Source organism: Hymenobacter sp. APR13 (genome assembly GCF_000737515.1).
Lineage (GTDB): Bacteria > Bacteroidota > Bacteroidia > Cytophagales > Hymenobacteraceae > Hymenobacter.
Map to the genome: position 1 here is coordinate 4,821,144 of NZ_CP006587.1, position 14,974 is coordinate 4,836,117.

Here is a 14,974-nt window from a genome sequence, read left to right on the forward strand (position 1 = left end):
ACGGGTTCCGCACAAAGATGGGCTTAGAACCAGAAGGCGAAACGCTCGTTTTGATCGAATCACCCTTTAAGTGAACAATAGCCAGGGGCAACTTTTCGCTTGATAATCCGCTTTTTTGTAGACGCCGGCCTTGCGGCCGACTCACTGGACAAGCGTAACTTGGTCCCGATGGAAGAACGCACGCTTTCGCTGCTGGCGGAACAGATTGGGCAGCTGCACGCGCAAACGCAGCGGGCGGCTGCCCAACAGGTAAACTATTGGTTGACGGTGCGCAACTGGCTTATCGGCTGGCACATTGCCGAGTACGAACAAGGCGGCAGCGACCGGGCCGAGTACGGTGAGCGGCTGTGTCGGAGCTGGCGCGGCAGTTGCACGGCGTCAAAGGGCTCGCAGAACGGCGACTTTACCAGTGCCGCGAGTTTTACCGGGCCTACCCGCTGATTTTGCAGACCGTGTCTGCAGAATTGCAACAAGCTGGTCTATTGGATGTATCCAAGCCTTTCCCAACAGCCGCGTCGGCCCTGTTCAGCGGCCCGCACGCCCTGCCGGGTCTGGCACCGGAGTTGCTGCTGAACCGGCTGAGCTTCTCGCACTTTCTGGAGTTGCTGGCCCTGGACCGGCCGGTGCAGCGGGCGTTTTACGAGGTGCAGGCGGTGAAAAACAGCTGGTCGGTGCGGGAGCTGAAGCGCGCCATTGAGTCGGCGCTGTACGAGCGCACGGGGCTCTCGACCGATAAGGCGGCGGTGCTGGCCGGCCACGCCGGCACGCAGCCGCTGTCGGTGGCCGATGTGGTGAAAAACCCCTACGTGTTGGAATTTTTAGGGCTGGAGGAACGGGCCAGCTACAGCGAGAGCGACTTGGAGGCGGCGATTATTGCGCACTTGCAGACGTTTCTAGTGGAGCTGGGGCGGGGCTTCTGTTTTGAGGCCCGTCAAAAGCGCATCACCTTCGACAACGCGCACTACTTCATTGACCTGGTCTTTTACCACCGCATTCTGAAGTGCCACGTGCTGGTGGACTTGAAGATCGGGGCATTCAGCCATGCCGATGCGGGGCAGATGAACGTGTACCTGAACTATTACCGGGAGCAGGAGATGACCGAAGGCGACAATCCGCCGGTGGGACTCATTCTGTGCGCCCAGAAGAACGACACGCTCGTGCGCTATGCGACCACGGGCATGGCCGAGCAACTGTTTGTGAGCAAATACCAGATGAACCTGCCGTCGGAAGAAGCGTTGCAGCAGTTGGTACGAGAGGAGCAAGAACGTTTAGGCAACAGCTGATAGTAGCTGTTCGGAAGTCCAAACGGGTGCAATTACGCTTCCAATTCATCCGTTCTTTCGCTCCTGAGGTTCGGATCTATTACGTAAATCAGCAACAGCCTCATCACGGCCCGTTCGTGGCCCGGGCATCCTAAGTAATGGCAACGTCAACCAGAAAGCGTCTTCCGGCCGGTAGCCTTGAAAAGGGGCTGGTCGCCAGCGCGGGTTTTCTCCCACCGTTTCAACACGCCATATTCGCTTCGGAAGCCGAATGCGACCAATCCGTTGCCAGCGTCATGGCCCGCATCCGAAGCGAGCAAGTGAAGGCTCGCCCCCCGATGCGTATCGGTTCGGCCCCACGTCACCCCCGTCCCCCGTGGCCCGTTCCACACGCGGAGCGCATTCAGCATTCTACCGTTTTCCTGAACAGGGAGTCATGTAGATGAAGCAGAGCTAGCTGTGTATCTTACGGCTTATGCGCGCCTACTTGTCTTTACTTGCCGCCCTCGGGGCATGTACCGCCCCGCGCATATCCGCCCCAGCCTCGTCCACGTGCCGCATGTTGCAGGTACAGGAGCCGGCCACCTACGCTGCGGCCGATACCACTGCGGCCTATACTGCGGTGCAGGACTTTGCCCGGCACGTGGGCGCCCCCTATACGTTGCTCTACCTGAGCGCGACCGGCGGCCACCCCGATAACGCCCGTTGCCTGCGTGTGGTGCAGCGAGGAGCGGACCAGTTCACAGCCTACGCCTACCGGCGGTCGGGAAAGGTGGATAGCAGCACGTTTGTCAGCCGGTCGCTGGCCCAACGCTTAGCCGCGCCGGTCGGGCACTTCACCACCCTGTGCCCGGATTTTACGTCCGAAGTCCACTACGAGAAGCTCTGGGTTAAGCAGGGCTCCACCACAGGATTCAGCCTGGTCGGCGAACTGCTCAACCTGCAGGGGCCACTGTCTCCGGACCCGACCTTAGAGCCTCTGGCTCAGAGGATGGAACAGGAGGGCACGGGTATGCGCTTCTTACAACCAGCCGACAGCGCCGTGCTGCAACCGGCCTTAGACTTATTGCAGGAGGTACGACACCTGAAGTAGTGGCGGCATCCTTGTTTCTTTGTTCGGACCGTCTTATTGAACTCTCCCAGCCTGCTTGGTTCTTTGTCTGGGGTACCGGCCAGCGCTACTCATGGGTTCGAGGCTTCCACGATTAGGCTCAACATGTCGACCGAAATCGGGCTACAGCACCCTGCTTAACCAACCGTATCCCTGTGGCTTATTTCCGCTTGAAGGCTCTTTAGGTTTTGGGAGTTTTTGTGAGCAATCCACCAAGCAAAAAGCAGCAGCAGAAACGTGGCCCCCCCTTTATGATGGGTCGCCGACCAAAGAGCGAGGCCAACCATCCCCCCAATGACCAGCGCCGTGATGATTTTTTGCGCGTTCATTTTTTTCTCTTCTACCCTTAATTCTTCCCGTGTCATTTTAGCGTAGTCTTTGCTGGAGGACTTAGCCGCCTGTGTGGCACTGACTAGCTCCTCAGCCCGTAGTTGAGGCTTAAATCGGTTGGAAAATCCCATAATCGTACCTGTTAAGCGTTGACTGAGTGGTCGGGTGGAGTAGCAAACTTAGCTTGTTTCTCCCTTTTGTCGAGCGGCACGCGCCGGACGTGGGAGCGGTGCACAAAGCCCAGCCGCAACTCGCAGCGGGTGCGCACGATTATTCGGTCTGCTCGGCGGCCCACTCCCCGTACAGCCAGTTGTTGCCGACGTCGTAGGCGATGAAGTCGTCGGTGTACAGGGCGTGCAGGGCTCCAAGTTACCTCCGCCAGCAGCTGGTGGTGGGAGGCTGGTTGAATTTTAGGTAACGGCATCAGTTACCCGGCCACGGCAACCAGCTTCTGGGGACAAGGTTCCGGGACTCGGGGTCTCCATCCAACGCTCCTTCCCCCAAACGAAGCGCATTTACGGCACGACAATTAAATGCAACGTTCGTATTACCGCGCTGGCCGCAGCCTTTCTAAACAAAGCCTGCGTGCGGCGGATGTTGCGGACGGCTAAGGAGCCATGGCCGAGCGGAACGATTTAAGGCCGCGGTGGCGCCGCCGGCGCGGCGTGTGGCTGCTGGGCCCGCCGCTCTTTTAACTCTTTCTCACCGGCCGCCTTGAAACTGCCCCAGTTCAGCGCGAACGCGAGGACCAGGCATCCGAGCATCACCAGCCCGTACGCGGCCACCGCCGTGAGCAGCCCCCGCCACCAGCGACCCCAACGGCCTAGGGAGGTGTGCAGCAGCAACTGCCCGTAGGCCCAGCCCTGGTAGGCCAGCAGCGGCAGCGACGAACCCGTCGTCACCCAGAAGTAGAAGGTGGCCGAATCAATACCGTAATACAACGGCGTCAGCAACAGCGTGAGCAGGTTGCTGGCGGCCGTGAGGTAGCACACGGCCACCAGGGCTTCGGCTAGGTTCAAGCGCGCCCGGCGCAGCGTCCGGCGCGCCACCCAGGCAATGAGCGGCGACACGGCCACGTAAATCCAGCTCATGTAAAGAAACATGGACTCGAGGCCCTGCGCCTGGGCGGCGCGCAGCGCGGCCGAAGCGTCGCCGTTCAGGGTGCTCGCCTGTTGGCTCATCCCCGTTTTCACGGCCACGAAACTGGTCACGCCCGTCACGAGCAACAGCAGCGAAACCGGCGCGAAGTACCGCGCCCGCTGCCCCCCCAAATACCCCAGCACGGTGGCCCCCGGCCGTAGCAGCAGCGCGTGCAGGGTGAACACAATGCCTTTGTCGACGTGCCAGACGGCGTGCGGTATCTCGTGCAGCAAATGCCCCATCGTGAGGCGGTGCGTGGCGGCGGGCTGCCCGCAGTCCGCGCAAAACTTACCGGTGAGGGGCGTGTCGCAGTTCAGGCACGCCGCGGGGCGGGCGTGGCCAGGCAGCAGGGCGGGCGGAACGGCATCGGTGGCCGCACCGGCACCCCGGGTGGCGCCGCCGGAGGCGGGGGCAATTTCCATACAAGCAGCAAACAGGGCAGTGAGGGGGGCAAAGTAAGGGATAAAGGCCACCGGCACAAGGAGCAGCGGACCTTCGTGGCGGGCGCTCCCATGGGAGCAGCCGTTTCTCAACCGGGAAGGAGGGTGGCGAAAGGGCCATCTTGAGGCACCACTTGGGTCGATTTCTTGCTTCCCGCTTTCCGCCCTCACGGGTGGAGACGTAGGCGAGAGGAGATGGGCTTTGCAACCGCTCCTACTTCTGAACGGCTATTCAAACGCCCTGCGTGTTGGCTAGGCCCCGTACTTAATGGCGAAGCCCACTAGCAGGGTGACAGAGAAGAGAACCACGGCCAGACGGTTCGCCCGCCGGTGGTACTGCCGCGAACGGGGACGCTTGTCTTCGAAGAGGGGTAACGCGAAAAGAATCATGGTGTGGGGGAAGAAAGAGGAACGATGATTCCTGTATCGCCTTTGCTTACGATGCATTACAGCGAGCCCACTAACCAATAATAGCTGAACCCATCATGTTCCTCTTACCACCGTGGCTGTTGCAGAACCCCGTTCTTGTCGTGCAGGCGCATTTTCAACGAGCCATCCTCACTGAAAAAAACGCCCAAACGGGCTTTCTTGGGCGCGGTGAGCAACGAACTGCCGCTGTTTTGCTGATGCCTATGGGGTTCTGCAACCACCACCACCGTTTTCCTAAACAAGTGCCACTGCTCAAAACTGCCGGCCTTACAAGCTCAGCAGCTCCTTAAATCGTACGGCCTGCCGGGTTGAGACATCGATGCGCCGGCCGCCGCGCACTTCCAGCAGCAGGCCGCCTTTGTAGTAGGCATGGACTCGCTCAATGATGGTCAGGTTGAGGATTTGCTGGCGGTTGACGCGGAAAAACAGATTGGGCGGAAGCTTGTCTTCCAGCTGCTGCAACGACTTGTGGTGTAGCGGCGACTGCGACCCGAAGTACACCCGCACGTAGTTGCCTACGGCTTCGAACATATCAATATCGGCCAGCCGCACAAAATGGCAGGCTTCGCCATCTTTGATGAACACCTGACTCTGGGGCGTGAGCGGCGGCGCGGGTGGCGCGGGCGCGCCAGCGGCAGTATTGTCTTCTATCGGATGAACAGCAGCGGCAGGCGGCAAAACGGGCGGCAGCAGGGTCTGCCGCACCCGGCGCAGGGCCTGGGCCAGCCGCTCCGGGTGCACGGGCTTGAGCACGTAGTCCAGGGCCGACACCTGAAAGGCACGGGTGGCATACTGGTCATAGGCGGTTACGAACACCACGTGTGGCACCTCGTCAAGACTTTCCAGCAACTCAAAGCCGGTTTCGCCGGGCAGGGAAATATCGAGCAGCAGCAAGTCGGGCCGTAGCTCCCGGATGAGGCGACGCGCGGTGTCGGCATCGGCCGCCTCGCCGATGATGGCCACGTCGGGGTGGGCTTCTTTGAGCAAGTAGCGCATTTCCTGACGAGCCAGGTATTCGTCTTCGACGAGAAGGGCGCGGATGAGGGGAGAAGAGGTGGACATGGGAGTATAAAATTTTAGCGGTCTTGATCGTCGCCCTGCGCGTGCTGCCCCGCCCCCGACCACAGAGAAGAGGAGGGGCAGCACGCGCAGGGCGACTTCAACTACCTCACTATTATAGCTATGAGTTTTAACCCAGCACCGCTGCCGGCACGTCCAGCCGGGCCACCACCGTGCCCACCGGCTGCTCCCGTAGCGTGAGGCGGGCGCCGTCACCATAGAGGGCCAGCAGGCGCTGACGGGTATTCATCAACCCCAGGCCGCCGGTTTGGCCGGACAGGCGGGCAGGCAGCACGGCCGCTGGGTCAGGCAGGTGGCCGGGCTGACTGACTTCCAGGTGCAGGCACTCGGTGGCGGGGGCGTTGTTGTTCGGCTCGGCGGGCGCGGCCTGCGCCAAGAGGCGCAGCAAGCCGCCGCCCGGCGTGGCGCTGATGCCGTGCTTAACGGCGTTTTCGATGAGCGTAAGCAGGGCGGCAGGCGGCACGGGCCAGGCCAACAGGGCCTCCGGCACTTGCAGGTCGAGGCGCAGGCGTTCGGGGCCGAAGCGGGTTTGCTCCAGGGCCAGGTAGTCCTGCACGGCGGCCAGCTCCTCGCCCAGCGGGATGAGTTGGCGCTGCTCATAGTTCAGGGTGTAGCGCAGCAAATCGGCGAGCTGCGTGACGGCGGTGCGGGCGCGGTGGGGGTCACTCAGGGTCAGGGCGCGCACCGAGTTCAGGGCATTGAACAGAAAGTGGGGGTTGATTTGAGACCGCAGCAAATCCAACTCGGCCTGGCGGCGTGCGGCAGCAGCGTGCAGCTCCTGGGCCTGGGCCTGCGCCAGCCACTCGCCCGCTACGAAAAAATGGTAGGCCAGCACCCACACAATCAGGTAGCGCCCGATGTCTATCACCCCAAACACGAAGCCTGCTACGCCGCTCGTGTAAGGCCACTGCCATTTGCCGGCCAGCAGCGTGAAAGCAGCAGGCAGCAGCAGTTGCATACTCAGTGAGAGGCCCAGCAGGCCCAGCATCGCCACCACCGCCTGCCAAACCAGCGGCAGGCGCAGCACCCCGAAGCGCAGCAGCAGCGCCCGGTAGCCATGGGTGAGCAGCAGCCCAAACAAGACCGTCATGTTGAGCCAATTCAGCGTACCTGGCTGGTACTTTTTCAGCATGAAGGCCACATGCACCTGCGTACCCCAGAACGCCTCCCAGCCCAGCAGTTGAAAAAACCAGTAATAGGGCTTGGCGCGGAAATAGTGTTGCATAAAAAAGGAGGAAAGCCGATGAGCAGGACGCTGCGAATACTGCCCCTGAAAAAGGCGCAGCCCCAAAGTAAGCAGTCAAAACTAGTCCAATAGCCCTGGCCCCGGACCACGTTTTTCCATGAGCGCGGAAAAACGTGGTCCGGCGTGGCAGCAGCAAAACCACCGCCCTGGTGCTGAGCCCCGCCGGCGCCCTGCTGCCGCCTCGCCCGGTGCCCGTTTCGCCGCACCCGTGTAACTAGCCTCGCACCCGAAGGTAGGCAACCCGATACGGTGCTACGGCTGTGGTAGCTGGCAGCGCAGATGGTACAGTCCCCAACTTGTGCCGATTGGCGGCGGCTGTTTGCTCGCGAACCCCACATCAGCGTGGCTGCGACGGCGGCCAACGGGTGTTTTGCCGCACTCGTGTAAAAGTGTGCGGCGCGGCCTCCGGACGAGTGGCAGCTTTGTGGGGCCAAGCAGGGAGCCGCTTCCTTGCCGGCTTAGGTTCCGCTTGGTGCTTTATCGCTGTTCTTTAAAACCATTTTTGAATTGAAACACCTGCTCCTTCTCTGCTGCCCCTGCTGGCTCGGCTCCGTTTTCGCCTCGCTCGAAGTAGCCCGCCTGGAAGTAGCCCATTGCCTCGATACGTGCTTCAACCTCGACCGCCGCCACTCCGCCCTCGGCTACCGCTCGCCTCATCAATTTGAACAGGAATTGAAATCCAACCTACCTTAGCTTACTGTCCATTTTTTTACTGGACCATCCCAATTCAACTGCCCGATTTGCCAGAAGTAACCCACGGCCTCGGCACCTTTTTTCTTCCACGATACCATCAACTGCGAATCCCCATGAAAACCCCGTCCCTCTTCTTCTTCTTTGCTACCTTGAGCATACTCATGGCCTTGTCCGGAGCCCTTATGATGGGCTACTATTCTGGCAGCAACGACCCCTTGGCGAGGTTGGGGTCGCCGCTGTGCATTGGGGGCGCGGCCTTGCTCATAGCCTCTGCTGCTGTGTTCAAAAAACAAAAGAGCAACCCAGATAATCCGCGCTAAGGAGATAGATACGTGTTGCCCTTGGGGGGCTGATCGACCTGGACATGACCAGTCTTAACATGCTGCTTGACTGGTCGCCGGATGGTCTGCTCCGACTTGCTAACCTGTTGGGCTGCTTGCTTTATGCCAAAAAAACGCCGGTGTTTTCCATTGAGGTCGTGACTAGTCAGAAACCACGCTAACGCCTCTTTAACTACTGCCGCACTAGTCATTGACTCATCACTGACTGGTCAGTGATGAGTCAATGACTAGTGCGGCATGGCGTCGGCTATGAGCAGTAACGCGGGCCCTTGTTCCTCGGGCCGGTCAATGAGCTGCGCGGTGCGGGTCGCCCCTGTCACGTCGCCCAAGCGGAGCTACGCCTTCACGAGGTCGGACAGGTAGTAGGACCGTGGCTGTTGCAGAACCCAAGTCGGCCGCGCCAAGTGAAGGCTCGATAAGCCTGCCAGTGCTGCAAAAAGGCGCAAACGGGTCTTTTACCCGCGCATCATTGCTTGCCTACCTTGTTTCGAAACCAATTAGGGCGTTCTGCAACGGCCACGGTCGTGGCTGTTGCAGAACTCGATTCGTAGAGAGAAGATGCAAGGCAAAAAGCTGTTTCTCGACAAAGAGGTTGTTCGCTTTCGGCTCAGTGAGCGGGTGCGACCCCACAATCTGTACCGGCGCCTGGCCGAGCTGATCGACTGGTCATTTCTCTACGAAGAGACCCGGGCGGTCTACAGCCACACGGGCCAGCCCTCGCTCGACCCGGTCGTGTTCTTCAAGCTCGTGCTCGTAGGTCGGTTGGAAAACCTGGTCAGCGACCGCCGCCTGGTCGAGCATTGCGCCCTGCGGCTCGATATTCTCTTGTTTTTAGGCTACGAGGTGGACGAAGAGCTGCCCTGGCACTCGACCATCAGCCGGACCCGCCAGCTGTTTCCAGCCGCGGTGTTTGAGCGTCTGTTTGACCACGTCTTTGCCCAGTGCGTGGCCCGGGGATTGGTCGCCGGTGACACCCAGGCTGTCGACTCGGCTCCTGTTAAGGCGAATGCGTCGCTCGAAGCCGTCTTGGAGAAACAGGCCGCCGGGCCGAGCGGCCCCCACCTGGGCGGCCGCGAGCAGACGCCCGCCGCGGGCTCGGTGCTGTCGGCTCCGGCGCATCAGCTGCGCCAGCTGGCCACAGGCCAGCGCCGGCGGCAGGGCGCGCAGACTGGGGCGCTGGGCGCGCGGCACGAACAGGCGCGCCTGCTGAGCAACAAGACGCACTACTCGCCCACCGACCCCGATGCGCGCATCTCCGTCAAACCCGGCAAGGCCCGGGCCTTAAACTACCTCTGCAGCCTTGCCGTCGACACCGCCTATGGCGTCATCAGCCACGTGCAAGCCGACTTGGCTGACCAGCGCGACAGCCTGCACTTGCCGCGCCTGCTCACGGGCCTGCAGCAGCGCTTGCGCGCCAACGAGCTACCTCTGCACGACTTGCTGGCCGATGCTGGCTACGCGAACGGACCGAATTATGCCCGGCTCGAAGCCGACCACATCACCGCCTGGATCCCCGTCTTCGGCCAGTACAAGCCGGCCCTCGAGGGCTTTACCTACGACCCGACAACCGACGCTTTTACTTGCGCCGAAGGCAAGACGCTGCCGTTTCAGAAATACGACACAAATCAGGACGGGGCCTGGCACAAAATCTACTGGGCTGTATGCCGCGACTGCCAGCAGTGCCTGCGCAAGCCCCTCTGCGCCCCGCGGGCTAAGCGCAAGCAAATCAACCGCACGATCTATGATGCGGCCTACCGCCGGGCGTGGCAGCGGCAGCAAACTCCACGCGGCCAGCGCATGCGGCGCGTGCGCCAGGGCACCGTCGAGCCTGTCTTCGGCAACCTGCTACCCCACTACGGCCTGCGGCGAATGAACGTGCGCGGCCTGGCAGGGGCCCACAAAACCATGCTGGTTACGGCCGTGGCCTACAACCTCAAAAAGCTGCTTAAACATCGACCCCAGCAGCAACTGAGCCTAGCCGTAGCCCTGCCTCAGCCACGACGAGCGGCTACTAAGCGCGCTGTGCGGCTAAGTCGGAGCACCGGAGCGCAGACCCTGGTAATCGCCCAGCCGCGAAGCAGAAACGGAATCGCTTAAACCGAGTTCTGCAACAGCCACGACCCTTTCGCTGAACGGTAAAAAAGAGTCAGTTTCTTGCGACATGAAACAAGCCGTCCTGTTTTTACTGGTGGTGCTGGGGTGCGCCCGCTGCGCGTCGCCGGACCCTGCAGCGTCGGAAGCACCGGCCGGAGCACTACCGCCTGCGCCCAGTCCATCCACCACCTACTGGCCTGTTGACCCCGAGATAGACCAACGCGATACCCTCTTGCCCGGCCCTGACCGCTACCGCGTGCGTGTGGTTACCACCTGTTTGAACGACAGTGCGGTGTTGCTCAGCCCCGTCGAGGGCGATACCTCGCCCGAGCGGCTCTTCGCGCACAATTACCACAGCCAGCTGGTCATTACCCGAGCCGGCCAGCCGTATGCCAACGCCACGCTCTCTAAAGCCCTCTTTCGGAACCACCCGGTGATTCAAGGCTTTGTCCCCCTGCCCGAATTAGCTCTCTCTCGCACGGCCTATCTGCGCCGCCAGCGCGGGGAATTTGTGTTTTACACGCGCTTGGGCGTGCCGGATTCAGACATCTTCGTGGAGGTGGAAGTGGCCTTGGACCCTGCCAAAGGAGTGCGCGTGCTTCAGGTACTGGAACAAGTGAATGAGCCAGACGAGGAGGAATAACGCACCTTAAACTGAACCGCTAAACTAACCGCCCTGCAAGTTGCACCAAAGCTTGGAACGGCCATTTGATGCCTATGCCGAGTTTAAGAAACTCGTCTGCCAATCAAAGTTTACGAAACTGCGTTAGCTGATAAGTTTCGTAAACTCCCCTGTATGAAGATTGGCTACGCCCGCGTCTCCACCCGCGACCAGAATTTAGAATTGCAGCTCGACGCCCTGACCCAGGCCGGCTGCGAGCTTATCTACCAGGAAAAAGCCTCCGGCGCCTTGGCCGCCCGGGTCGAACTCGATAAGCTCTTGCTGCAAGTGCGCCCGGGCGATACGGTCTACATCTACAAGCTCGACCGGCTGGGTCGCTCGCTTAAGCACCTGCTCGACCTGGTCGCGGACCTGCAGCGCCGCGACATCGGCTTGATTTCCCTGACCGACGCCATTAACACGTCGTCAGCCCAAGGCCGGCTCGTACTCAACCTGTTTGCCTCGCTCGCCGAGTTTGAGCGCGAGCTGATTCGCGAGCGCACCCTTGCCGGGCTGGCTGCGGCCCGTGCCCGGGGTCGAGTCGGCGGGCGCAAGCCGGGCCTTTCGGTAGAAGCCCAGCGCACGGCCCGCGCGGCCGAACTGCTCTACAAAGCCCGGGAGCTAAGCATCGACGACATGGCCCGCAGCCTGCGCATCTGCAAGGCCACCTTCTATAAGTACTTGCACCACCGCGGCGTGGCCCTGCACGCCCAGCCCTTGCCCAGTCCCGTGACCACCGACGCCGCGTGAACAAGGCGCAGGGACAGGGACATGCGGAGAATAGTGGGTATATTCACCGCAGATTATGCGGAGAATAGCGCCTTATATTCATCAACGTCCGGACTGGCCGGCCTTTACGTGGGACCCGGCGGTCCTGGAGGCGCTGCTAGGCACCGTACGTCACCAGCAGGGGCGGCTGCTGGGGCGGCTCGAGGCCTTGGGTGTGGGCCTACGGGCCGAAGCCACGCTGCGTACGCTCACGCTCGACGTGCTCAAGTCGAGCGAAATCGAGGGCGAACTGCTGCCCCCGGCCTCGGTGCGTTCCTCCATCGCCTGGCGCCTGGGGCTCGAACAGGCCGCGCTGCCCCCCGCCGACCGGCGGGTGGAGGGCGTGGTGGCCATGCTGCTCGACGCCACCCAGCAGGCCGCCGCGCCGCTGACCGCGAACCGCCTGTTCGGCTGGCACGCGGCCTTGTTTCCCACAGGCTACAGCGGGCTGTACCCGCTGCAGGTGGGCGCGTGGCGCACCGGGCCCATGCAGGTCGTGTCCGGGCCGCTGGGCCGCGAACGGGTGCATTACGACGCGCCCGCCGCCGCAGAGCTCGACGCGCAGATGCAGCAGTTCCTGGCCTGGTTCAACGCCGACCAGGGCCTGGACCCCGTACTCAAAGCAGGGCTGGCCCATTTCTGGTTTGTGACGATTCACCCCTTCGACGACGGCAACGGCCGCATCGCGCGGGCCATCGCCGATTTGCAGCTGGCCCGCGCCGACGGCACGGGCCAGCGCTGCTACAGCATGTCGGCGCAAATCCAGGCCGAGCGCCAAGCGTATTACGACCTGCTCGAAACCAGCCAGCGCGGGCCCTTGGACGTGACGCCCTGGCTGGACTGGTTCTTAGGCTGCCTGGGCCGGGCCCTGCAAGCCGCCGAGCAAACGCTGGGGCAAGTGCTGGCCAAGGCCCGCTTCTGGGAGCAGCACCGGGACGCGGCGTTCACGGCCCGGCAACGGCAGCTGCTCACGCGGCTGCTCGACGGCTTCGAGGGCAAGTTCACCACGGCCAAATGGGCGCGCATGGCCCACTGCTCCCAAGACACGGCCGGCCGCGACATCGCCGACCTGGTGGCCCAGGGCGTGCTGGTGCACGAAGGCGCCGGTGGGCGCAGCACCAGCTACCGCTTGGCGCCCGAACCCGATGCCCGATAAGTCACCTGCCGACGGGGCAAGCGCGAAAGGGCTCACGAGGGGCTCACAGCACCGATACACCGAGCCTTAAACCGCGCTCCCTGGCTTCTAAATACACATTTCGCGGTAAAGCAATGGGTTCACGGCATTGCGAAATCACTTATCCAGAAAGTCCGTTTGGTGAAACGAGCCTTATTGCAGACACAAACCTGACAGACTCTTGGCTTGATACAGGTCCAAGATAGAGTCGCCCTCCATCTTGATCAGCAGACCCTTGCCGTCCCAGTCAATACCGACCGAATGAAGGTACCCCACCGTGGCCATAGGGACGGGGTATTGCGCAAGTTCTTCCTTTATTGAGGCCGAAACAACCAGCTGAGCCCGCGTAAACACCCGGGCCTTATATTGCAGTGCACATTAACGTTATATCTACGTTCTTTTTTATCCTGCTCATGGTACGTTTTACCTCCTTATCCCAGGCCGGTTCCCCCGGTCTTCTCCACCAACTCCTGATGTGGATCTGCCTGCTGGGCATAAACCTGGGCACGGCCCACGGCCAGCGTTTGGCGGCCGGGGGAGAGTATTCAGTTTCCATTCGCCCCGACGGCACGCTGTGGGCCTCTGGCAGCAACTTCGTGGGCCAGCTCGGTGATGGCACCCGCGTGAACCAACCGATTCCGGTGCAAATCGGCACGGCCAACACCTGGGAGCGGGTAGCAGCCAGCCAAACCGGCCACACGGCGGCTATCCGGACGGATGGCACACTCTGGACCTGGGGGTACAACTCGGCCGGCGAGCTCGGCCACGGCCCCGGTAACAACCGCCTTACGCCGACCCGAGTCGGCACAGATACCTGGCGGCGGGTGGCCGTTGGGGTCAGGCATACGGTAGCTGTGCGCTCCGACGGTACGCTCTGGGCCTGGGGAGAGAACTCCCGGGGCCAGCTTGGCGACGGCACGGTCACCGACCGGGCATTGCCTCAGCAAATTGGAACGGCCACCACGTGGAGCAATGTGGCCGCAGGCGCCTTTTTCTCGGTGGGCCTGCGCACCGACGGCACCCTGTGGGCCTGGGGTGACAACTTCCAGGGCCAGCTCGGCTCCGGCACCCAGACTTCCCGGAATACCCCGGTCCAGGTGGGCACGGCTACAAACTGGCAAAGCGTCGCAGTAGGGGGCTTTCATACCGTGGCCGTGCGCACCGACGGTACGCTCTGGGCCTGGGGCAGCAATTTCCGGGGTCAGCTCGGCGACGGTACCCCCACCAACCAGAATACCCCTACTCAAATTGGTACGGCTACGAACTGGCAACGCGTGGCCGCCGGTACCAACCACACACTTGCGGTGCGTACCGACGGCACCCTGTGGGCCTGGGGCGATAACGCCAACGGCCAGCTCGGCGACGGCACCACGAGCAACCGGCTGACGCCGGTGCAGGTGGGCACCCTGGCCACCTGGCGGGAGATTGCCGGGGGCAGCACCCACACCGTCGCTACCCGTACCGACGAGTCGCTTTGGGCCTGGGGCAGCAACGGCAGCGGCCAGGTGGGCAGCCTGACTCTGGCCACGGCCCGGGTGCGGCAGCCCGAACAGCTCGGCACGGACACGAACTGGCAGCAGGCAGCCGTGGGCAACACCCACACGGTGGCGGTGCGCACCAACGGCACGCTGTGGGCCTGGGGTGAAAATGCGTTCGGCCAGCTCGGCGACGGCACCACCACCGCGCGCAATGTGCCGATCCAGATTGGCACGGCCACGGACTGGCGCAGCGTGGCGGCCGGCTTCAACCATACCCTCGCGGTGCGTGCCGACGGCACGCTGTGGGCCTGGGGCGACAACGCCGGCAGCCAGCTCGGCGACGGCACCACCACCACCCGCCTGGCTCCAGTGCAAATTGGCACGGCCACGAACTGGCAGCGCGTGGTTACGGCCAACTCCTGGACGCTTGCGGTGCGTACCGACGGCACGCTCTGGGCCTGGGGCTCGGGCGTTACTGGCTTTGGCACATTGTCCGGCTCGTATCGTCCCATCCCGACTCAGATCGGCACCGACACGAACTGGCGATGGATAGCCATGGACGGCGGGCGCGCGGCGGGCGTGCGCACCGACGGCACGCTCTGGGTGTGGGGCAAGGAACTTCGGTGGCTGGCTCGGCGACGGCACGACCACCGACCAGCTTGCGCCGGTGCAGCTTGGTACGGCTACAACCTGGCAGGAAGTTGTTTTCGGTGAGCGGCACGGTTCT

The 14,974-nt window shown here is 62.4% G+C and carries 15 protein-coding genes; 11 read left to right on the top strand and 4 right to left on the bottom strand.

Annotated elements, in window-relative coordinates; genetic code table 11:
* Positions 1-168: 168 nt before the first annotated feature.
* The 3 genes from N008_RS23945 (at position 169) to N008_RS20315 (ending at position 2,355) form a co-directional block, all read left to right on the top strand.
* Entirely contained in the window at positions 169-441 is a 273-nt protein-coding gene (locus tag N008_RS23945) for a hypothetical protein (RefSeq protein ID WP_231569833.1), read from the top strand.
* A complete protein-coding gene (locus N008_RS20305; RefSeq protein WP_231569754.1) occupies positions 348-1,283 on the top strand; it encodes a YhcG family protein in 936 nt (311 codons plus the stop codon). Before N008_RS23945 ends, N008_RS20305 begins: the two co-directional genes overlap by 94 nt.
* Before the next feature lie 538 nt (positions 1,284-1,821).
* Positions 1,822-2,355 carry a hypothetical protein gene (locus N008_RS20315; protein WP_044018072.1) on the top strand — a complete coding sequence of 178 codons (534 nt, stop codon included), beginning with the start codon at positions 1,822-1,824 and terminating at the stop codon, positions 2,353-2,355.
* A gap of 155 nt (positions 2,356-2,510) precedes the next feature.
* Here the strand turns inward: N008_RS20315 and N008_RS20320 are convergent, their stop codons facing one another.
* Positions 2,511-2,834, bottom strand: coding sequence for a hypothetical protein (locus N008_RS20320; RefSeq protein ID WP_231569755.1), 324 nt, complete (start codon positions 2,832-2,834; stop codon positions 2,511-2,513).
* 504 nt (positions 2,835-3,338) lie between these two features.
* Positions 3,339-4,265, bottom strand: coding sequence for a DUF3667 domain-containing protein (locus N008_RS22045; protein WP_052381803.1), 927 nt, complete (start codon positions 4,263-4,265; stop codon positions 3,339-3,341).
* Positions 4,266-4,768: 503 nt separating this feature from the next.
* Here N008_RS22045 and N008_RS23420 point away from each other — a divergent pair.
* Positions 4,769-5,002, top strand: a complete 234-nt coding sequence (locus N008_RS23420) for a hypothetical protein (RefSeq protein ID WP_156109447.1) — start codon at positions 4,769-4,771, stop codon at positions 5,000-5,002.
* Here N008_RS23420 and N008_RS20330 read toward each other — a convergent pair.
* Together N008_RS20330 and N008_RS20335 are read right to left on the bottom strand one after the other, a co-directional pair.
* Positions 4,980-5,774 (bottom strand): LytR/AlgR family response regulator transcription factor, encoded by a 795-nt coding sequence (locus N008_RS20330; RefSeq protein WP_231569756.1) that lies wholly within the window; start codon positions 5,772-5,774, stop codon positions 4,980-4,982. The two genes, N008_RS23420 and N008_RS20330, sit on opposite strands and share 23 nt — an antisense overlap.
* A 127-nt stretch (positions 5,775-5,901) precedes the next feature.
* Entirely contained in the window at positions 5,902-7,017 is a 1,116-nt protein-coding gene (locus N008_RS20335) for a sensor histidine kinase (protein ID WP_044018073.1), read from the bottom strand.
* Between the two features lie 528 nt (positions 7,018-7,545).
* On the opposite strand from N008_RS20335, the gene N008_RS23425 reads away from it, so the two are divergent.
* From N008_RS23425 to N008_RS20375, 7 genes are all read left to right on the top strand, one after another.
* Positions 7,546-7,731 carry an IS3 family transposase gene (locus tag N008_RS23425; RefSeq protein WP_156109448.1) on the top strand — a complete coding sequence of 62 codons (186 nt, stop codon included), beginning with the start codon at positions 7,546-7,548 and terminating at the stop codon, positions 7,729-7,731.
* Positions 7,732-7,844: 113 nt separating this feature from the next.
* Entirely contained in the window at positions 7,845-8,051 is a 207-nt protein-coding gene (locus N008_RS20345) for a hypothetical protein (protein WP_044018075.1), read from the top strand.
* 579 nt (positions 8,052-8,630) lie between these two features.
* The gene (locus N008_RS20350) at positions 8,631-10,169 is read left to right on the top strand and encodes an IS1182 family transposase (protein ID WP_052381804.1); all 1,539 of its coding nucleotides are present in this window, start codon (positions 8,631-8,633) and stop codon (positions 10,167-10,169) included.
* 64 nt (positions 10,170-10,233) lie between these two features.
* Positions 10,234-10,809 carry a hypothetical protein gene (locus N008_RS23430; protein ID WP_156109449.1) on the top strand — a complete coding sequence of 192 codons (576 nt, stop codon included), beginning with the start codon at positions 10,234-10,236 and terminating at the stop codon, positions 10,807-10,809.
* 153 nt (positions 10,810-10,962) lie between these two features.
* Positions 10,963-11,577, top strand: coding sequence for a recombinase family protein (locus N008_RS20360; protein ID WP_052381805.1), 615 nt, complete (start codon positions 10,963-10,965; stop codon positions 11,575-11,577).
* A 55-nt stretch (positions 11,578-11,632) separates the two neighbouring features.
* Complete coding sequence (locus N008_RS20365; protein WP_044018077.1) at positions 11,633-12,751, top strand: Fic family protein; 1,119 nt, start codon at positions 11,633-11,635, stop codon at positions 12,749-12,751.
* Between the two features lie 491 nt (positions 12,752-13,242).
* Entirely contained in the window at positions 13,243-14,961 is a 1,719-nt protein-coding gene (locus N008_RS20375; protein WP_044018079.1) for an RCC1 domain-containing protein, read from the top strand.
* The last annotated feature ends 13 nt before the right edge of the window (positions 14,962-14,974 follow it).